This is a genomic window from Bacteroides sp. AM16-24 (assembly GCF_003471885.1).
In the GTDB taxonomy this organism is placed as follows: domain Bacteria; phylum Bacteroidota; class Bacteroidia; order Bacteroidales; family Bacteroidaceae; genus Bacteroides.
This window is the reverse complement of the sequence record NZ_QRKI01000007.1, coordinates 102,396-118,064: the sequence shown is the minus strand read 5'-3', so window position 1 is coordinate 118,064 and position 15,669 is coordinate 102,396. Positions and strand designations below refer to the sequence as shown.

Sequence of the window (15,669 nt, the reverse complement as noted above, 5' to 3'; positions counted from 1 at the left end):
TAGTATGAACTTTTCTTTTCTATATAAGTGGGCATTAGTGCTCGGCTTACTACTGGGGCATGTGGCAGCGGTTTTTGCACAGGATGCAGATATGGACCGTGCCAAGCATGTATACGAGTTGTTTGTAGCGAATCAGGGTGACAGTATTCATGCCCTTTTAACAGAAGAACTGCAGGAGAAATTATCTCCGGAAGTCTTCAAGGATATGTTTAAACAGTCGGAAAAGCAATTCGGCCAACTCCAGTCTAAAGGAGAATGGCAGAAGGAAAGTGCACAAGGCATTACGCTTTATCATTCCGACTTGAAGTTTGAACGCTATAGTCTACGTTTTTTGTTATCATTTGATGCTGATGGCAAAATGAATACAATCCGCTTGATGCCTGTGCCTGCTGCGTCTACGGCACGACCGGTAGTTTATAATAAAGAGAAGATGCTTGAACGGGATGTAACGGTGGGGGCAGACGGTTTTAAACTGCCCGGCACCTTGACGTTGCCTGTAGGAAAGAGGAAAGTTCCTGTGGTAATCTTTGTGCATGGTTCCGGTCCGCAGGATCGTGACGAAACGGTTGGACCGAATAAGCCTTTTCGTGATTTGGCTTGGGGACTGGCGGAGCGTGGCATTGCAACACTGCGTTATGAAAAACGTACAAAAGCTTATGGTGCGGCTTGTGTTCCGGAAGGTCGGGAAATTGATTATGACACCGAAAGTGTTGATGATGCCGTAGCCATTGCAGCCTGGGCAAAGACATTGCCGGAGGTTGATTCGGACAGTGTTTATGTGTTAGGCCATAGTCTGGGCGCTACGCTTGCTCCCCGTATAGCGGAACAGGCAGACGGACTGGCAGGTATTATTCTAGTTGCCGCTTTAGCTCGTCCGTTTGAAGATGCTATCGTTGAACAAGTAACTTATATATCTTCTTTGAAGGATTCTTCTGACAGTGCCAAAAAGCAGATTGCGGAAATAAAGAAGCAGGCGGATAATACAAAGAAGCTGGGTACGCCGGAATTTGATGATAAGATTCCTTTGTTGCTGGACATTCCTCGTTCTTACTGGGAATTTGCCAACGCCTATAAACCTGTGGAAGTAGCTGTTAAACTTACTTTGCCTATGCTTATATTGCAAGGTGAACGTGATTATCAGGTCACTATGGAAGATTTTGGATTATGGCGTTTTGGTCTACTGCGTAATAAGAATGCTTTCTTTAAATCTTACCCCAAGCTCAATCATATATTGCAGGAGGGGAGTGGAAAAGCTACTCCGTTTGAGTATGAGCGTGAGTCGCCTGTAGTTGGATATGTAATGGATGATATTGCGTCATTTATCCGTAACGGGAATTTGTTATAATATAAATTCAACTATAATTTGTAAATCATTAAATTATAAAATAGAATCGTGGCTAAAAAAGAAACTTCAACCAAAAGCTTTGTCCTGCGTGTAGACGCTGCGACCATGGATGCTCTCGAAAAGTGGGCAGCCGATGAGTTTCGCAGTACTAACGGACAGCTTCAGTGGATTATTGCTGAGGCGTTGAGGAAGAGCGGGCGGATGAAGAAGATTAAAAATGCTCCTCCGCCTCAGGAATCTGAAGCCTTAGAAGAATAATTGTCTAATCATAAATCTCTTAAAAGTACTTATGTTAAATTTGGGTCCTTATTCAGCTAAAGAATTCTCCGGTATCCGCATACATCCTACTGTTGTGGATCGCATGATGGAAGGTGTGGCTGCGCTATTTGCAGTTGCTGCCTGGGTATGTGCAATATGGGTTTATCTTCATGTGGAAGATAAAGTAACGGCAAACTTCTCTCTTTTGTCTGCCGGACTTGGTACTTTCAGCTTTCTGGCTATAGGTGCCACAGCCTACCTGCCTATCCGTTTTGTGCATTTTCCGGTACGCATCACCCAACAAAATGTTGCCACACAATTTTTTCTGGCAATTCGTTTTGCCCGGGTGCTGAACATCATGATAGTCTTGCTTTTCCTTGTCCTTGTTTTTAATAAGGTAGAGGTAGAATATGGCATTCCGCAGGGGTTGTGCAATATGCTCACAGCCGGTGTCGGTTGTCTGCTGGCGATAGTACTGATTGTGTATTATATATTGGCTTTCAGGTATAAATAGAGATATAGATATTTTGATTCTTGGGTTAAAGAAGCTATCTTTGTATTTAGATACTATCATATCTAAATACAAGGATTTTTTCATTAATCAAATACAATAGTATGCCATTACTTTACAATTTTGATATAGATACTGTTGAAGAGTTGTTAGCTGTTCTTGCCCGGAATATACAAAAGCGCAGACTTGAGAAAGGGCTTTCACGGGAAGCCCTTACCGAACTTAGTGGTGTTCCTACTCCTACTATTGCTAAATTTGAGCAAAAATATACTATTTCATTGGCATCCTATGTAGCTTTAGCAAAAGCTTTGGGGTATTCCAAAGCAGTAAAAGAACTCTTATCCGAACCATTATACAGTACGATGGAGGAATTAGAAATGATTAATAAAAATAAAAACAGGAAGAAGGGGCGTAATGAAATTGGTAAATAAACTAACAGTGACCTATCATGACCGGACTGTCGGAGCGCTTAGTATGACACCCGATAATCGTTTGTGTGCATTTCAATATGATAAAGAATGGTTAGCTAATGGATTTTCTATATCCCCACTTGATTTGCCTTTAAAATCAGATCTATTCATTGCTAAACCAGAGCCTTTCTGGGGGAATTTCGGCATTTTCGAGGATAGTCTACCTGATGGTTACGGGCGCTATTTGCTTAATCGTTTATTAAAAAAACAAGGGGTGAATGATGGTGAGCTAACTCCTTTGCAAAGATTGAGTATTGTTGGAACTTCAGGTATGGGAGCCTTATGCTATATTCCGGAAACGTATGTAGGTGAAGAAAAAGCTCTTCCTGAATTGGATAGTCTCCAGCAAATGGCCTTGGATGTGTTATCTGAAAAATCAGATAAAGATGAAGAGGTGCTTTACTTTAACAGTGGTAACTCTGGAGGTTGCCGTCCCAAATGCTTATTGCAGGATAATGAAGGTTCTTGGTTGGTAAAGTTCCGGCATACTTATGATCCTAAAGATATGGGTATAATGGAATATAGGTATAATGAGATTGCCCGTAAATGTGGAATTACTGTACCTGATTTTAAACTGATGGAGGGAAAATATTTTGCAAGTAAGCGTTTTGATGTAGAGGATGGATGGAGGCTACACATCGCTACTGCCGGAGCACTTTTGAGTGAATCTATATTACAGCCTAGGTTAGAATATAAAACATTGCTTCATCTAACTGGTTATCTGTCACAAGATCCGAAACAGGTTGATGAAATGTTTTGCCGTATGGTATTCAATGTGTTGACTGAAAATAAAGATGATCATGCTAAAAACTTCGCTTTCATTTGTCGGGAAGGTATTTGGTCGTTAGCTCCTGCTTACGATTTAACCCAGTGCAGTGGCGGGTATAATGGGGAACATGCCACTTCTGTTAATAATCAGGGGAATCCGAGTCTTGAAGACATGCTTATTGTGGGAGAAAGTATTCGTATTTCCCGAAAAAAAGGTTTGGAAATGATCCGATATATTGCTGGTTCTTGTGAAGAACTCTTGGCTGAAGAATATAGATTCATTAGAAAATAGGGCTTTCTGTCCGGTAAATACCTAATTATGGCTACTAACCTCTTTCATTATACCTTGTTTTAGGGATTGTGGTATCTCCGCAAATGCTCTACTTTTGCAACATCAGATTTAATGAATTAGTTAGTCATAATTACGTAACCACTTTTATTAAGGAAAAAAGGTTCCCGTCTTCCCCGATGTGATATCGTGAAGGAACGGGAATTTTTTCATTTCATACCTCTGTCTGACTAAAATATGCTATTCTATAATGCTACGTTCAAAGTGACAAAATGATGATACGGCTTCCTTATGAAATGAATTTCAAGTAACCCTCTTTGTTTCTTACTTCATAAGAAGCTACAAATAAATTTTCTATTGACGATTTTAATGTAAAATTCGTCAATAGACTGACGGATTTAATGTGAAAATCGTCAATAGGCTGACGGGTTTGCGGGTGTATTTTCCTTTAATGATTCCGTTTTTTGGTCTTCCCGGTTTACGCTTAGTTACAGATTTACTGTTTGTTAAGGTAGATTCATTTAACTTTTCCGCCCCTTTTTAAAAGACTTTCAGTCTCTTTTTCTGTACCATAATTTTTATGATTTAAATTAATAGTGTGATATGCGCTAAATGTAAAAGACGGTGAAGGTAATATCTTCTTTTGGAGTAAGATGGAAATGTTAAAGGAGAACTTCTTGTTTTGATGCAAATGTGTTGATAATCAGTGGCTTTATGAGTAAAAAAGAGGGTGTCCAAAAAACGTTCGTTTAATGGGCGCAAAGATATGAAGTATTTTTTAAAGAACAAAATGTTTAATAAAACTATTTTAGCAAATATGCTATTTTATAGTTATAATACTAATAATCAGTATAGAAATGTTGTAATTATGTGTGTTTTGTATACTCATCTTTTTATAGTTGTGCCGAACCCTCTTTTTCTTAAATTTTGACACCCATTAAACGAACGATTAAAAGACACAAAATATCGTTTTAACCGTCCTTTTATACGCAAACAAATAAGAGAAAAAATTTATGGTTCGTTCGATAAAAACTGTATCGTACGAACCACGAAGTGCACCCTGAATCAAGGTTTTTTCTTCTAAAAATAAAACATAAATGACTGAACATAAATCTTTTTGGTTCGCAGCCCGTACCAAAAATAATCAAGTACTGACGACACGGACGGTATTAGAAAAATTAAACATCGAATATTATCTTCCCACACAATTCACAGTCCGTATCTTGAGAGACCGCCGTCGTAATGTGGAAGTTCCGATGATTCAAAACCTTATTTTTGTGCATGCCACTAAGCAACGGGCTTGCGACATCGTCAACAACTGCTATGTGCGTCTCTACTATATGCGTGATTTTTGTACCCATCAGATGTTAGTCGTTCCTGACAAACAGATGGAGGATTTTATGTTGGTCATGAACCTTATGCCCGATAAAGTGTGTTTCGAAAACAAACAACTGACCTTGGGCGCTCCCGTACAGATCATTAAAGGAGAACTTTGCGGTATAGAAGGTGAAGTGGCCAGTATGGGCAACCATACTTATGTGGTGATTCGCATGCAAGGGGTACTGTCTGCCAGCATACGCGTCCCTCGCAGTTATCTGCGTTTACTTATCAAAAGCGAAATAAACAATATAAAATGAAAGAAGAACTACTTTCCCGCATTGCGGGAAAACAAATTGTGGTAGGTGTAGTGGGCCTGGGCTATGTAGGCCTGCCTCTCGCCGTAGAAAAAGCCAAGGCTGGATTCAAAACTATCGGTTTTGATGTGCAGGCAGACAAAGTGAAAATGGTGAACGAGGGACACAACTACATTGGCGATGTGGTGGATGCCGAACTGACACAATTGGTTGCCGATGGCATGCTCTCCGCCACTACTGATTTCTCGTTCGTGAAGGATGTCGATTTCATAGCCATCTGCGTGCCTACTCCCCTGGATGCACACCAGCAACCCGACATCAGCTATGTGGAATCTTCCGCTAAAGCCATTGCCGAACATCTCAGCCCGAATACAATGGTCGTCCTGGAATCCACCACTTATCCCGGAACCACGGAGGAACTCATCAGGCCTCTCCTTGAAAAAGGTTCCGGACTTACCTGCGGTAAAGATTTCTATTTGGGTTTCTCTCCGGAAAGAGTGGATCCGGGCAACCTTATCTATAAAACAAAAAATACCCCCAAAGTGGTGGGCGCCATCGGCGAAGATGCCCGTGAGGTAATTGCAGCTGTCTATGGAGCTGTTCTGGGCGATAAAGTGCATACGGTTTCTTCTCCGGCGGTAGCCGAGATGACTAAGATTCTTGAAAACACCTATCGGAACATCAATATCGGGCTGATTAATGAGCTTGCCATTTTGTGCAACCGCATGAATATCAATCTTTGGGAAGTGATTGAGGCTGCCAAAACCAAACCGTTCGGTTTCACTCCTTTCTATCCCGGTCCCGGACTGGGCGGTCATTGCATCCCCCTCGATCCTTATTATCTGACTTGGAAAGCCCGTGAATACGGTTTCCACACTTCCATGATCGAAGCTTCCATGATGGTGAACGACCGCATGCCGGAATACACCGTGGAACGTTGCGGGAAAATCCTCAACCGGCACGATAAATCCCTGAAAGGCGCGCGGGTATTGGTGTTGGGCATCGCCTATAAACAGGATATCGACGACTGCCGTGAAAGTCCCGCCCTCCGGGTAATAGAAGAATTGGAGAAAACGGGGGCTGTGGTCTCATTCTACGACCCCTATATCCCCCAATACAAGCAACAAGGCAAGATGAAGAAAGGAGAGCCCGCTCTGACCGCCGCTTTGTTGCAACAAACCGACCTGGTGGTGGTGACCGCCGCCCACACCAACGTGGACTATGATTTCGTGCAGCAATATGCCAGGGCCATCTTCGACACGAAGAACGTGATGACACAAGTGAAGGAACGAACGAATATCGAAGTCCTGTAAATATACGCTATCCCAATGAAAAAGAATATCTGTGTAATTGGTGGCGGCCGATGGGGGAAGAACCATATCCGCACCCTTTCCGGGCTGGGTTGCCTGGCTGCCATTGTAGAGTCCGATTCCGCCCGCTTAAACGCTTTCCTGGATGAATATCCCGGAGTGAAAGGATATACTGACGTGGAAGAGGCCATTGCCGCCCGGTATGACGGGTACACGGTAGCCCTTCCTGCCGAACTGCATTATCCCATCGGAAAAAAGTTGCTGGAAAGCGGCTTGCATGTACTGATGGAAAAACCCATGACGCTGACTTCCGCGCAATCCCGGGAGCTGGTAGAGCTTGCCGGGCGCACAAGCTCGCGCCTGATGGTGGGGCACGTGCTGCTGTTCCATCCCGCCTATCGCAAAATCAAGGAAGTGATTGAAAGCGGCAAGCTGGGCAAACTGTTCTACCTCTATTCCAATCGCCTGAATCTGGGCACGGTGCGTACCGAAGAGAGTGTTTTCTCTTCTTTCGCCCCGCACGATATTTCGATACTCGATTACCTGACGGGCGGTGCGGCCGTGAAGATTGAAGCCCGGGGAGCTAAATTCCTTCAGGATAAAGTTTTCGATACGACTTTGACGCAACTGGAATACCCCCATCACGTACATGCCCATATCTATGTGTCCTGGCTTCATCCCTACAAACAGCAGTTGCTGGTAGTGGTGGGTAGCAAAGGCATGATTTCTTTTGACGATTCCACCAGTGAAAAGGAGATTCACTTCTATAATAAGCGGATCGACTTTGAAAACGGCGTCCCGGTGAAGGTGGAGAATCCCGATGAAATCATTCCTTATGAACCTAAAATGCCTTTGGAAGAGGAATTGAAGTATTTTGTGGAACATCTGGATACTGCCATCGGAATAAACGATGGCGCAGCCGGTTATGAGGTCGTGAAAGTGTTGGAAACCGTACAAAAATTAGTAGAAAAATAATGGAAACTCCCAAAGATTATTTCGTTCATCCCAGTAGTTATGTGGATGAAGGGGCGCAGATAGGCAAAGGTACCAAAGTGTGGCATTTCACCCATATCCAGCAAGGTGCCGTCGTGGGCGAAAACTGTTCCTTGGGACAGAATGTGAATATTGCCAATCATGTGAAAATAGGCAACGGTGTGCGCATCCAGAATAATGTTTCCGTTTACGAAGGTGTGGAACTGGAAGATAACGTGTTTTGCGGCCCGTCGTGCGTGTTCACCAATGTCACCACCCCCCGCGCGCATTTTCCGGTGCATGGCGTGTATGCCCCCACCTTGATTAAGGAAGGCGCTTCTTTAGGAGCCAATTCCACCATCGTTTGCGGGCATACCGTAGGCCGGAGCGCCTTGATAGCCGCCGGTGCCGTGGTGACGAAAGATGTGAAAGACTACGCCCTCATGGCAGGCGTGCCTGCCCGCCGGATAGGATGGGTGTGCGAATGTGGCGAGCGGCTCGATGCTTCCCTCGTTTGCAAGTGCGGCCGGAAATACAAGGAAGAAAACGAACGATTGATTCCCATAAATAAAACTATATAAAATTATGCAATTCAGAGATTTAAAGAAGCAGTACCAGGTACTGAAACAAGATATGGACGCTGCCCTGACAGATACGGCAGCTTCCGCTGCTTTCATTATGGGCAAGCCGGTGAAAGAGTTGGAAGCCGAATTGGCGGCTTATGTAGGCGTGAAACACTGCGTTTCCTGTGCCAACGGCACGGATGCCCTCACCCTTGCCCTCAAAACGTGGGGCATCGGCAAGGGAGATGCCGTGTTTGTTCCGGACTTCACCTTTTTCTCTTCCGCCGAAGTCGTTTCCCTGGAAGGCGCCACTCCCGTTTTCGTAGATGTGGATAAAGACACTTTCAACCTCGATGCCGCCGACCTGGAAGAAAAAATAGGAGAAACGGTGGCTAAAGGGGAATTGACCCCGAAGGTTATTATCACGGTCGATTTGTTCGGGTTGCCGGCTGATTATCCGAGAATCAGAAAAATAGCCGATACCTATCGTTTATTGATTCTGGAAGACGGAGCGCAAGGTTTCGGCGGAGAAATCAGCGGGAAAAAAGCCTGCGGCTTCGGAGATATTTCCACCACCTCTTTTTTTCCCGCCAAGCCTTTGGGATGTTATGGCGATGGCGGTGCCGTATTTACCGATAACGATGAGTGGGCGGCGTTGCTCGACTCCTATCGTGTGCATGGGAAGGGACAGTTTAAGTACGACAATGTCCGCATTGGCATGAATTCCCGTCTGGACACTTTGCAAGCGGCGGTTCTGAAGATCAAGCTGAAAGCGTTCCGTGAATATGAAGTGGCTGACATCAACCGGGCAGCCGCCCGATATACGGAAAAGTTGCAGGGTAAAGTCAAAACTCCGGTCGTTCCCGAAGGCTATTATTCCAGCTGGGCGCAATACACCATTCGTCTGGACAGCAAAGAGCAGCGTGACGCCCTGCAGGCCGTACTGAAGGAGCAAGGCATTCCCACGATGGTTTATTACCCTACGCCCATGCATGACCAGACGGCTTATAAGAACTTGAAGGTTCCCGTCGGCAGTTGTCCCGTAGCCGAACAACTATGCCACACCGTCTTGTCCCTGCCCATTCATCCCTACATCAGCGAGGAAGACATCGATAGTGTCTGCGAAGGTATCCTGACCTTTATTGCCAAAAAATAGATTGTAAATTTGTGATAAATACTTAGAGTTCAGAATCATTCTCTCTTTATGCATTTCTCTTTCCGTCGTGAATCCGGCATCCTCTGTCTCGACCTTCTGATCGCCCTGTTTGCTTTCTGGCTGGCCCGTTATTTCGGTACTTTGCCCCGTTGGTATTGGTTGGTGCTGTCGGCTGTAGTATGGGTGATTTTGGGAGGCGTATCCCGGAAGCTGCAATTCGATTCCTATAAGCGGATTCGCTATGCGCTGCTGGGAGTCTTTACGCTGAATGTCTTCTCCGGTTTATTCATTTACTTTCTTTACCGGCATTTTGTTCTGGGCTATGAGGCGGACCATTCCATACTCGTAGCTACGGGAATCATTACCCTGCTTGAGTGGAGCCTTTATGGGCTGCTCCGTACCTTCGTGTACAGGAAGATTCCTTATTTCTACGAAGAGCCTTTGCTTGAAGATGTGACGGAGGCGGGTGTGCGGAGTGAAAATGAAATGGCAGAAAAAATCCGGATTCAGGATATTGACAGGCTGTTGAGCCTCACCCGGGAGAAAAAAGGAGAACAAGGAGTGGTGGCGTGGCTCAAAGAGCACCCGCACTTGTTTGCTCCGGATACGATTCTGCTCGACTCATCCAATCCGGAAGCCATTCTTGCCCACAAGACCAGAACTCCCGCATTGATTGTCCATGTGTGTTCCCTGAATAAAATCCGGCATTTGAATACTTTTTTTTCCTATTCTAACTATTGCCTCGATGCCGGGGGAGGCATTGCTTGTCATTGCACCACTTCCGGCATCCGCAGAGAGAAAATCATGCGGCAGACGCCTCCGGTCATCAATCACATCCTCTATGTGTTGGATTATTGCTGGCATCGGATATTTCCTAAAATGTCCCTCACCAGAGGGCTCTATTATAGGGTGACCCATGGGACGAAGCGAGCCCTCACCCGTGTGGAGGTACTGGGAAGACTCTATCGGGCGGGTTTCGACGTGGTGCATGAGGAAATCACCCAAGGGGAGTTTTATGTGATAGCCATTAAAGTGAAAGACCCTATTCGGGACGACACCCCTTCCAATGGGCTCCTGATCCGCCTGAAGCGTAAGGGGAAGAATGGCGAGACTATCGGTGTTTACAAGTTCCGCACCATGCACGCTTATTCCGAATATCTTCAACCTTATATTTATAAGCAAGAGGGACTTTGTGCCGGTGGCAAGATTGCCGACGACTACCGGGTGAGCACGCTGGGGAAATTCTTGCGCAAAACCTGGCTGGACGAGCTCCCCATGCTTCTGAACTGGCTCAAAGGCGACCTGAAGCTGGTGGGCGTCCGCCCGCTGAGCAACCATTATTTCAGCCTCTATTCCCGGGAACTACAGGAACTACGCATCCGTACCAAGCCGGGGCTTCTTCCCCCCTTTTATGCCGACATGCCTGAGACGCTACAGGAAATACAGGAAAGCGAACGGCGTTATCTGGAGGCTTATTTTCAAAATCCCTTCCTTACGGATTGGAGGTATTTCTGGAAGGCAGTGGGAAACATTGTGGTGAAGGGGAAGAGAAGTAAGTAGGAGAATCAATAAAAATAGATAAATATGGAATTACAAGAATTTATCAAAAAGTTCGCGGAGCTCTTTGAGGATACTGACCCCAATGAAATCCAGGCGGATACGAATTTTAGAGAATTGTATGAATGGTCGTCACTGACGGCCTTGTCGGTAATGGCGATGGTGGCTGATGAATATGAAATCCTTCTGAAAGGGGAAGACATACGTAAGGCGGGCACCGTGAATGAGTTGTATCAAATCTTAAAGAATAAACGGTAATGTACAATCCTTTCACCCTGCAAGGCAAAACCATCCTTGTTACAGGCGCTTCTTCCGGCATCGGCCGGGCCGCCGCCATCGAATGTTCGCGTATGGGAGCAAGGGTCATAGTAACCGGCAGGAATGAAGAACGCCTGAAAGAGACACTTGGGCAATTGGAAGGAGAAGGACATGCGATGATCGTGGCCGACCTGTCCGACGACGCCCAACTGGATCGTCTGGTGGAACAGACTCCGGTGCTGGACGGGCTGGTCAACAATGCGGGAATTAACGATCTGTTCCCGGTCCTTTTTATTAATAGAGAAGAATTGTCCCGTATGTTGGAGATTAACACCGTCGCCCCCATTTTACTGATGCAACGCCTGCTCCGGAAAAAGAAGCTTGTGAAGGGGGCTTCCGTTGTATTTACTTCTTCTATCTCCGGCAAATACATTGCGGCGCCCGGGAATACGCTCTATAGCACCAGTAAATCCGCCATCTGCGGCTTTGTGAAGAATGCGGCACTGGAACTGGCGGCAAGGCAGATTCGTGTAAACTCTGTCTGTCCCGGCATGATAGAAACGCATATTCTGGATGGAGGAATGGTTACAAAAGAAGACTTGGATGTAGAGCGCCAACAATACCCCCTGAAAAGGTTCGGACGTCCCGAAGAAGTGGCTTATGGCATTGTTTATTTGTTGAGTGACGCATCCGGATTTACTACCGGGGCAGAGTTGGTGATGGATGGAGGGTTTACATTGCAGTAGTTAAAATGAAAATAATAGTAAACAATATTCAAATAAGTTCCTTGATGGCTTGGCTTCCGGAGAATAGCGTTGAAATGACATCCTATGCGGATATTTACGGCCATTCGGAAGTTAACAATATAATGAAAGCTACCGGAGTGGAAAGAGTGCGCATTGCCAGTGAGGATATGACATCTTCGGATATGTGCCGGAAGGCGGCGGAATATCTCATAAGTCAAGAATCGATTGATAAATCGACAATCGATGGAATTGTTTTTGTCTCTCAAACTTGCGACTATTTGCTACCCTCTACTTCTATATGTCTTCAGGAACGGTTGGGACTGACAAAGGATACCGTCTGTATGGATGTGCACTATGGATGTTCCGGCTATATCTATGGGCTGTTTCAGGCCGCTTTGTGGATTCATAGCGGCGCATGTGCGAATGTTTTGTTACTGACCGGCGATACGACCTCCCGAATCATCAATGAACACGATAAGTCATTAAGGATGGTATTCGGCGATTGTGGTACGGCAACTATGGTAACACAAGGAAGTCATTCGATGGGATTTCATATTCAGTCGGATGGCAGTGGGGCCAATCGTCTGATTGTACTTGCCGGTGGTTTCAGGACTCCCGTTTCGGAACAATCCTCTGCGTTAGCATGGGATGAAGATCAAAATGGACGCACTCTCAATGATTTGTATATGGATGGGTTGGGATTATTCAATTTTGCTATTAGTAATGTTCCGAAAAATGTAAACGGACTGTTGGAAGACATGCGATGGGATAAAGAAACTGTAGGTTTGTTCGCACTTCATCAAGCCAATAAGTTTATGGTCGACAATGTTCGCAAGCGATTGAAAGTACCTGTAGATAAGGTTCCTGTAAATGTAGCGAATTATGGGAATACCGGTCCGTCATCGATTCCATTACTACTGAGCGACCTGTGTTCCCGTGAACATGGCTATGACTTATCGAAGGTTCTCATGAGCGGTTTCGGAGTAGGTTTGTCGTGGGGGAGTGTAGCCGCAAATCTATCAACAACGAAATTTTACGTACCTATTAATAGCTAATTAAAAAAATGGAAGAAAAAGTTTTATCGATCGTAAATCGGATAAGAGTTTCAAAAGGTCTGACCACGCTTCAATCATTAGACGCTTCATCCAACCTGCGCAATGATTTGGGACTTACCTCTTTCGATTTGGCTGAATTAACCGTACATATCGAAGATGAATTTGAAATTGATATTTTTGAAGACGGTTTAGTAAATACCGTTGGTGAAGTGCTTGCTAAATTAGAAAAATAAATGGAATTCTTTCTGATAGATAAGTCCCGACATTTCACTTACGCTGATTTGGTAGATGCGATTAACCGGAAACAGGAATATTATCCTTTATTCAAGAATAAAGATTTATTTCCCTATTTTGTAAATCTGTTGAGTGCGTTAGCTTCCAATCAACCATTGGTTCTATTGGATGCCGATCTGAATTCGGATGAGATAGAGGATGTAAAGGAAAGAGATGTGAATGTGGCCTTTCCCTTAGAGCCTTGCCATTACAATTCGGCGGAAGAAATAGTAAAAGCTATTTTGCATTCAAGTTCGGAAATAACCATATTCACATCCGGGACAACGGGGCAACCTAAAAAAGTGGTACATACTATTTCTTCTTTAACACGATTTTTGAGGACTGGAAACTGTTATAAGGAACAGACATGGGCTTATGCTTATAATCCTACACATATGGCGGGATTACAGGTCTTTTTTCAAGCTTTTGCGAATGGCAATACGTTGATTAATGTATTCAATTTTTCCCGTTCGGAAATATACCGGTTGATTCATGAGTTTCAAGTAACCCACATTTCCGCCACGCCTACCTTTTATCGTTTATTGCTTCCCTGTGAATCTGCTTATCCGTCGGTAGTCAGAGTAACATTGGGAGGTGAAAGGTCGGAGAGCCAGTTGTACGACTCCATCAAAAAAATATTTCCGATGGCGAAGATAAATAATATCTATGCCTCTACAGAGGCGGGGAGCTTGTTCGTAGCCCAAGGCGATTGTTTTCGGATACCCGAAGCCATCAGAAATAAAATCAGGGTGGAAGAAGACGAACTGTTCATCCATAAATCGTTATTGGGTAAGTCGGAGCATTTTCAATTGATAGGCGATTATTATCCCTCAGGCGATTTGGTAGAATGGCAGGATGATGAGCGAAACACTTTTAAGTTTAAAAGTCGTAAAAATGAACTGATCAATATAGGAGGTTATAAGGTTAATCCGGGTGAAGTGGAAAGCGCTTTGCTCTCCATTGCCGGAATAAGCCAGGTCAGGGTATACGGTAGGTCAAATTCCGTTTTGGGGAATATACTTTGTGCGGAAGTAAGGTTGGAACCATCTTCTGTGTTGGAAGAAGTAGAAATCCGGAATCAGTTGAAGGACCGCCTGCAAGACTTCAAGATACCCCGTTATTTTAAATTTGTAGAAACTCTGTCACTGACCCGTACGGGAAAATTGAAAAGATTATGAATTATTTAGTAACAGGCTGTTCGCGTGGCGTAGGACTTGAAATCTGCGAGATATTACTGGCGCAAGGGCATTGTGTATATGGAGTGGCTCGCGGCTATTCGGACGAATTCATTGCTTTAGAAAAAACATATTCTGGCAGGCTGTTTTTTAAAAGCGTTGATTTGAGCGATTCGGACTGCATTCGTATCTCTATTTTTAAGGAGTTCATATCCGGTAAAATTCAATTGCATGGCTTTGTAAACAATGCGGCAATGGCTTACGATGATATTGTCACTAATTTGAGTTTGCCTAAGTTGCAGACTATGTATGCGGTCAATGTGTTTACCCCCATGATGATAACCAAATATGTATTAAGGAATATGTTGCTGCATCATACTTGCGGGTGTATTGTTCATATCTCTTCCATCAGTGCCCATACCGGCTATAAAGGATTGGCAATGTATGCGTCGAGTAAAGGAGCTTTGGAGGCATTCTCAAAAGATACAGCCCGAGAATGGGGCGAACTGGGTATCCGTTCCAATGTTGTGGTACCTGGATTTATGGAAACGGCAATGAGTTCTACTCTATCACAAGATCAAAAAGATAGAATTTATAAACGTACATCTTTGAAAAAAGCGACGTCAATCCGTTCTGTTGCCGAAACTGTTGTTTTCTTATTATCTGATAAGGCTTGCTCAATAACCGGTCAGAATATTCATGTGGATTCAGGGACGATATAAAATCAGCCTTCAGCATGAAGAGATAAATGAATATGAAATTGTGACAGCCTGCCTGAGCCTGGAAGATATGTGATAGTGAACGGTGGGCGCTGGGAGTTTGGAAGATAGAGTAGACTGGACTAGACGTTCCATCGGATTTGTAATCCGATAGAACAGAGTCTTTCCGTTTTATAATTCACTGTATGTTGACTTTGCATCGAAGCACGGACACGCCTTATGCACTGACCTGCTGAGTTGATAATGCCCCAGTATCTTCGCCTTTGGATAATCCGTTTTCAGTTGCCTTAGCAAATCGAGTAGCGAACATTTCTGCGCATAGGTCCTTGTATCCGCCGGTTGCCCGTCCTCGTTGAGCCCGCCTTCATAACAGATGCCGACGCTTTTATCATTCCATCCTGTGGCGTGCGCCCCGATCTGATGAACCGGTCGACAGACGTGAACTTCTCCATCCCGTGTGATGTAGAAATGATAGCCGATGCTTGCGAAGCCTCTTGCCAGATGACAGCGATGAAGAGCTTCTACCGGGAAATTCCGGTCGCAGCGTGTTGCGCTGCAATGAACTACCAGGAGGCGCACCTCCCGATAGTTCTGATAAAAACTGCCTGCT

The 15,669-nt window shown here is 44.7% G+C and carries 18 protein-coding genes; 17 read left to right on the top strand and 1 reads right to left on the bottom strand.

All coding sequences use genetic code 11. The annotated features are described in order from the left end of the window. Nucleotides 1-4: 4 nt before the first annotated feature. From DW182_RS10415 to DW182_RS10335, 17 genes are all read left to right on the top strand, one after another. On the top strand, nt 5-1,345 hold the full coding sequence (locus tag DW182_RS10415; RefSeq protein WP_118295471.1) for an alpha/beta fold hydrolase: 1,341 nt from the start codon (nt 5-7) through the stop codon (nt 1,343-1,345). 48 nt (nt 1,346-1,393) lie between these two features. Next, nucleotides 1,394-1,603: a DNA-binding protein gene (locus DW182_RS10410; RefSeq protein WP_118295470.1), complete on the top strand. Its 210-nt coding sequence runs from the start codon at nt 1,394-1,396 to the stop codon at nt 1,601-1,603. 31 nt (nt 1,604-1,634) lie between these two features. Then, nucleotides 1,635-2,117 (top strand): hypothetical protein, encoded by a 483-nt coding sequence (locus DW182_RS10405; RefSeq protein WP_118295469.1) that lies wholly within the window; start codon nt 1,635-1,637, stop codon nt 2,115-2,117. A 101-nt stretch (nt 2,118-2,218) separates the two neighbouring features. Further along, a complete protein-coding gene (locus DW182_RS10400; RefSeq protein WP_118295468.1) occupies nt 2,219-2,545 on the top strand; it encodes a helix-turn-helix domain-containing protein in 327 nt (108 codons plus the stop codon). After that, nucleotides 2,529-3,644, top strand: a complete 1,116-nt coding sequence (locus tag DW182_RS10395; RefSeq protein ID WP_118295467.1) for a type II toxin-antitoxin system HipA family toxin — start codon at nt 2,529-2,531, stop codon at nt 3,642-3,644. Before DW182_RS10400 ends, DW182_RS10395 begins: the two co-directional genes overlap by 17 nt. A 1,094-nt stretch (nt 3,645-4,738) precedes the next feature. Beyond that, nucleotides 4,739-5,278, top strand: coding sequence for a UpxY family transcription antiterminator (locus DW182_RS10390; protein ID WP_118295466.1), 540 nt, complete (start codon nt 4,739-4,741; stop codon nt 5,276-5,278). Beyond that, nucleotides 5,275-6,588 (top strand): nucleotide sugar dehydrogenase, encoded by a 1,314-nt coding sequence (locus tag DW182_RS10385; RefSeq protein WP_118295465.1) that lies wholly within the window; start codon nt 5,275-5,277, stop codon nt 6,586-6,588. Before DW182_RS10390 ends, DW182_RS10385 begins: the two co-directional genes overlap by 4 nt. A gap of 15 nt (nt 6,589-6,603) precedes the next feature. Then, nucleotides 6,604-7,560: a Gfo/Idh/MocA family protein gene (locus tag DW182_RS10380; protein WP_118295464.1), complete on the top strand. Its 957-nt coding sequence runs from the start codon at nt 6,604-6,606 to the stop codon at nt 7,558-7,560. Beyond that, on the top strand, nt 7,560-8,138 hold the full coding sequence (locus tag DW182_RS10375) for an acyltransferase (protein WP_118295463.1): 579 nt from the start codon (nt 7,560-7,562) through the stop codon (nt 8,136-8,138). Before DW182_RS10380 ends, DW182_RS10375 begins: the two co-directional genes overlap by 1 nt. A gap of 4 nt (nt 8,139-8,142) precedes the next feature. Then, nucleotides 8,143-9,276: a DegT/DnrJ/EryC1/StrS aminotransferase family protein gene (locus DW182_RS10370; protein WP_118295462.1), complete on the top strand. Its 1,134-nt coding sequence runs from the start codon at nt 8,143-8,145 to the stop codon at nt 9,274-9,276. Nucleotides 9,277-9,324: 48 nt separating this feature from the next. Beyond that, nucleotides 9,325-10,836 (top strand): sugar transferase, encoded by a 1,512-nt coding sequence (locus tag DW182_RS10365; protein WP_118295461.1) that lies wholly within the window; start codon nt 9,325-9,327, stop codon nt 10,834-10,836. 24 nt (nt 10,837-10,860) lie between these two features. Then, a complete protein-coding gene (locus DW182_RS10360) occupies nt 10,861-11,091 on the top strand; it encodes an acyl carrier protein (RefSeq protein WP_118295460.1) in 231 nt (76 codons plus the stop codon). Further along, nucleotides 11,091-11,837 carry an SDR family NAD(P)-dependent oxidoreductase gene (locus DW182_RS10355; RefSeq protein WP_118295459.1) on the top strand — a complete coding sequence of 249 codons (747 nt, stop codon included), beginning with the start codon at nt 11,091-11,093 and terminating at the stop codon, nt 11,835-11,837. Before DW182_RS10360 ends, DW182_RS10355 begins: the two co-directional genes overlap by 1 nt. A 5-nt stretch (nt 11,838-11,842) precedes the next feature. Continuing rightward, entirely contained in the window at nt 11,843-12,892 is a 1,050-nt protein-coding gene (locus tag DW182_RS10350) for a 3-oxoacyl-ACP synthase III family protein (RefSeq protein ID WP_118295458.1), read from the top strand. An 8-nt stretch (nt 12,893-12,900) separates the two neighbouring features. Beyond that, nucleotides 12,901-13,125 carry a phosphopantetheine-binding protein gene (locus DW182_RS10345; protein WP_118295457.1) on the top strand — a complete coding sequence of 75 codons (225 nt, stop codon included), beginning with the start codon at nt 12,901-12,903 and terminating at the stop codon, nt 13,123-13,125. Then, nucleotides 13,126-14,343: a fatty acid--CoA ligase family protein gene (locus tag DW182_RS10340; RefSeq protein WP_118295456.1), complete on the top strand. Its 1,218-nt coding sequence runs from the start codon at nt 13,126-13,128 to the stop codon at nt 14,341-14,343. Continuing rightward, on the top strand, nt 14,340-15,062 hold the full coding sequence (locus tag DW182_RS10335; protein ID WP_118295455.1) for an SDR family oxidoreductase: 723 nt from the start codon (nt 14,340-14,342) through the stop codon (nt 15,060-15,062). The genes DW182_RS10340 and DW182_RS10335 overlap by 4 nt, the downstream gene beginning before the upstream one ends. A gap of 168 nt (nt 15,063-15,230) precedes the next feature. Here DW182_RS10335 and DW182_RS10330 read toward each other — a convergent pair. Beyond that, nucleotides 15,231-15,669: N-acetylmuramoyl-L-alanine amidase (locus DW182_RS10330; protein WP_118295527.1), on the bottom strand; the 439-nt coding region annotated here is incomplete at its 5' end.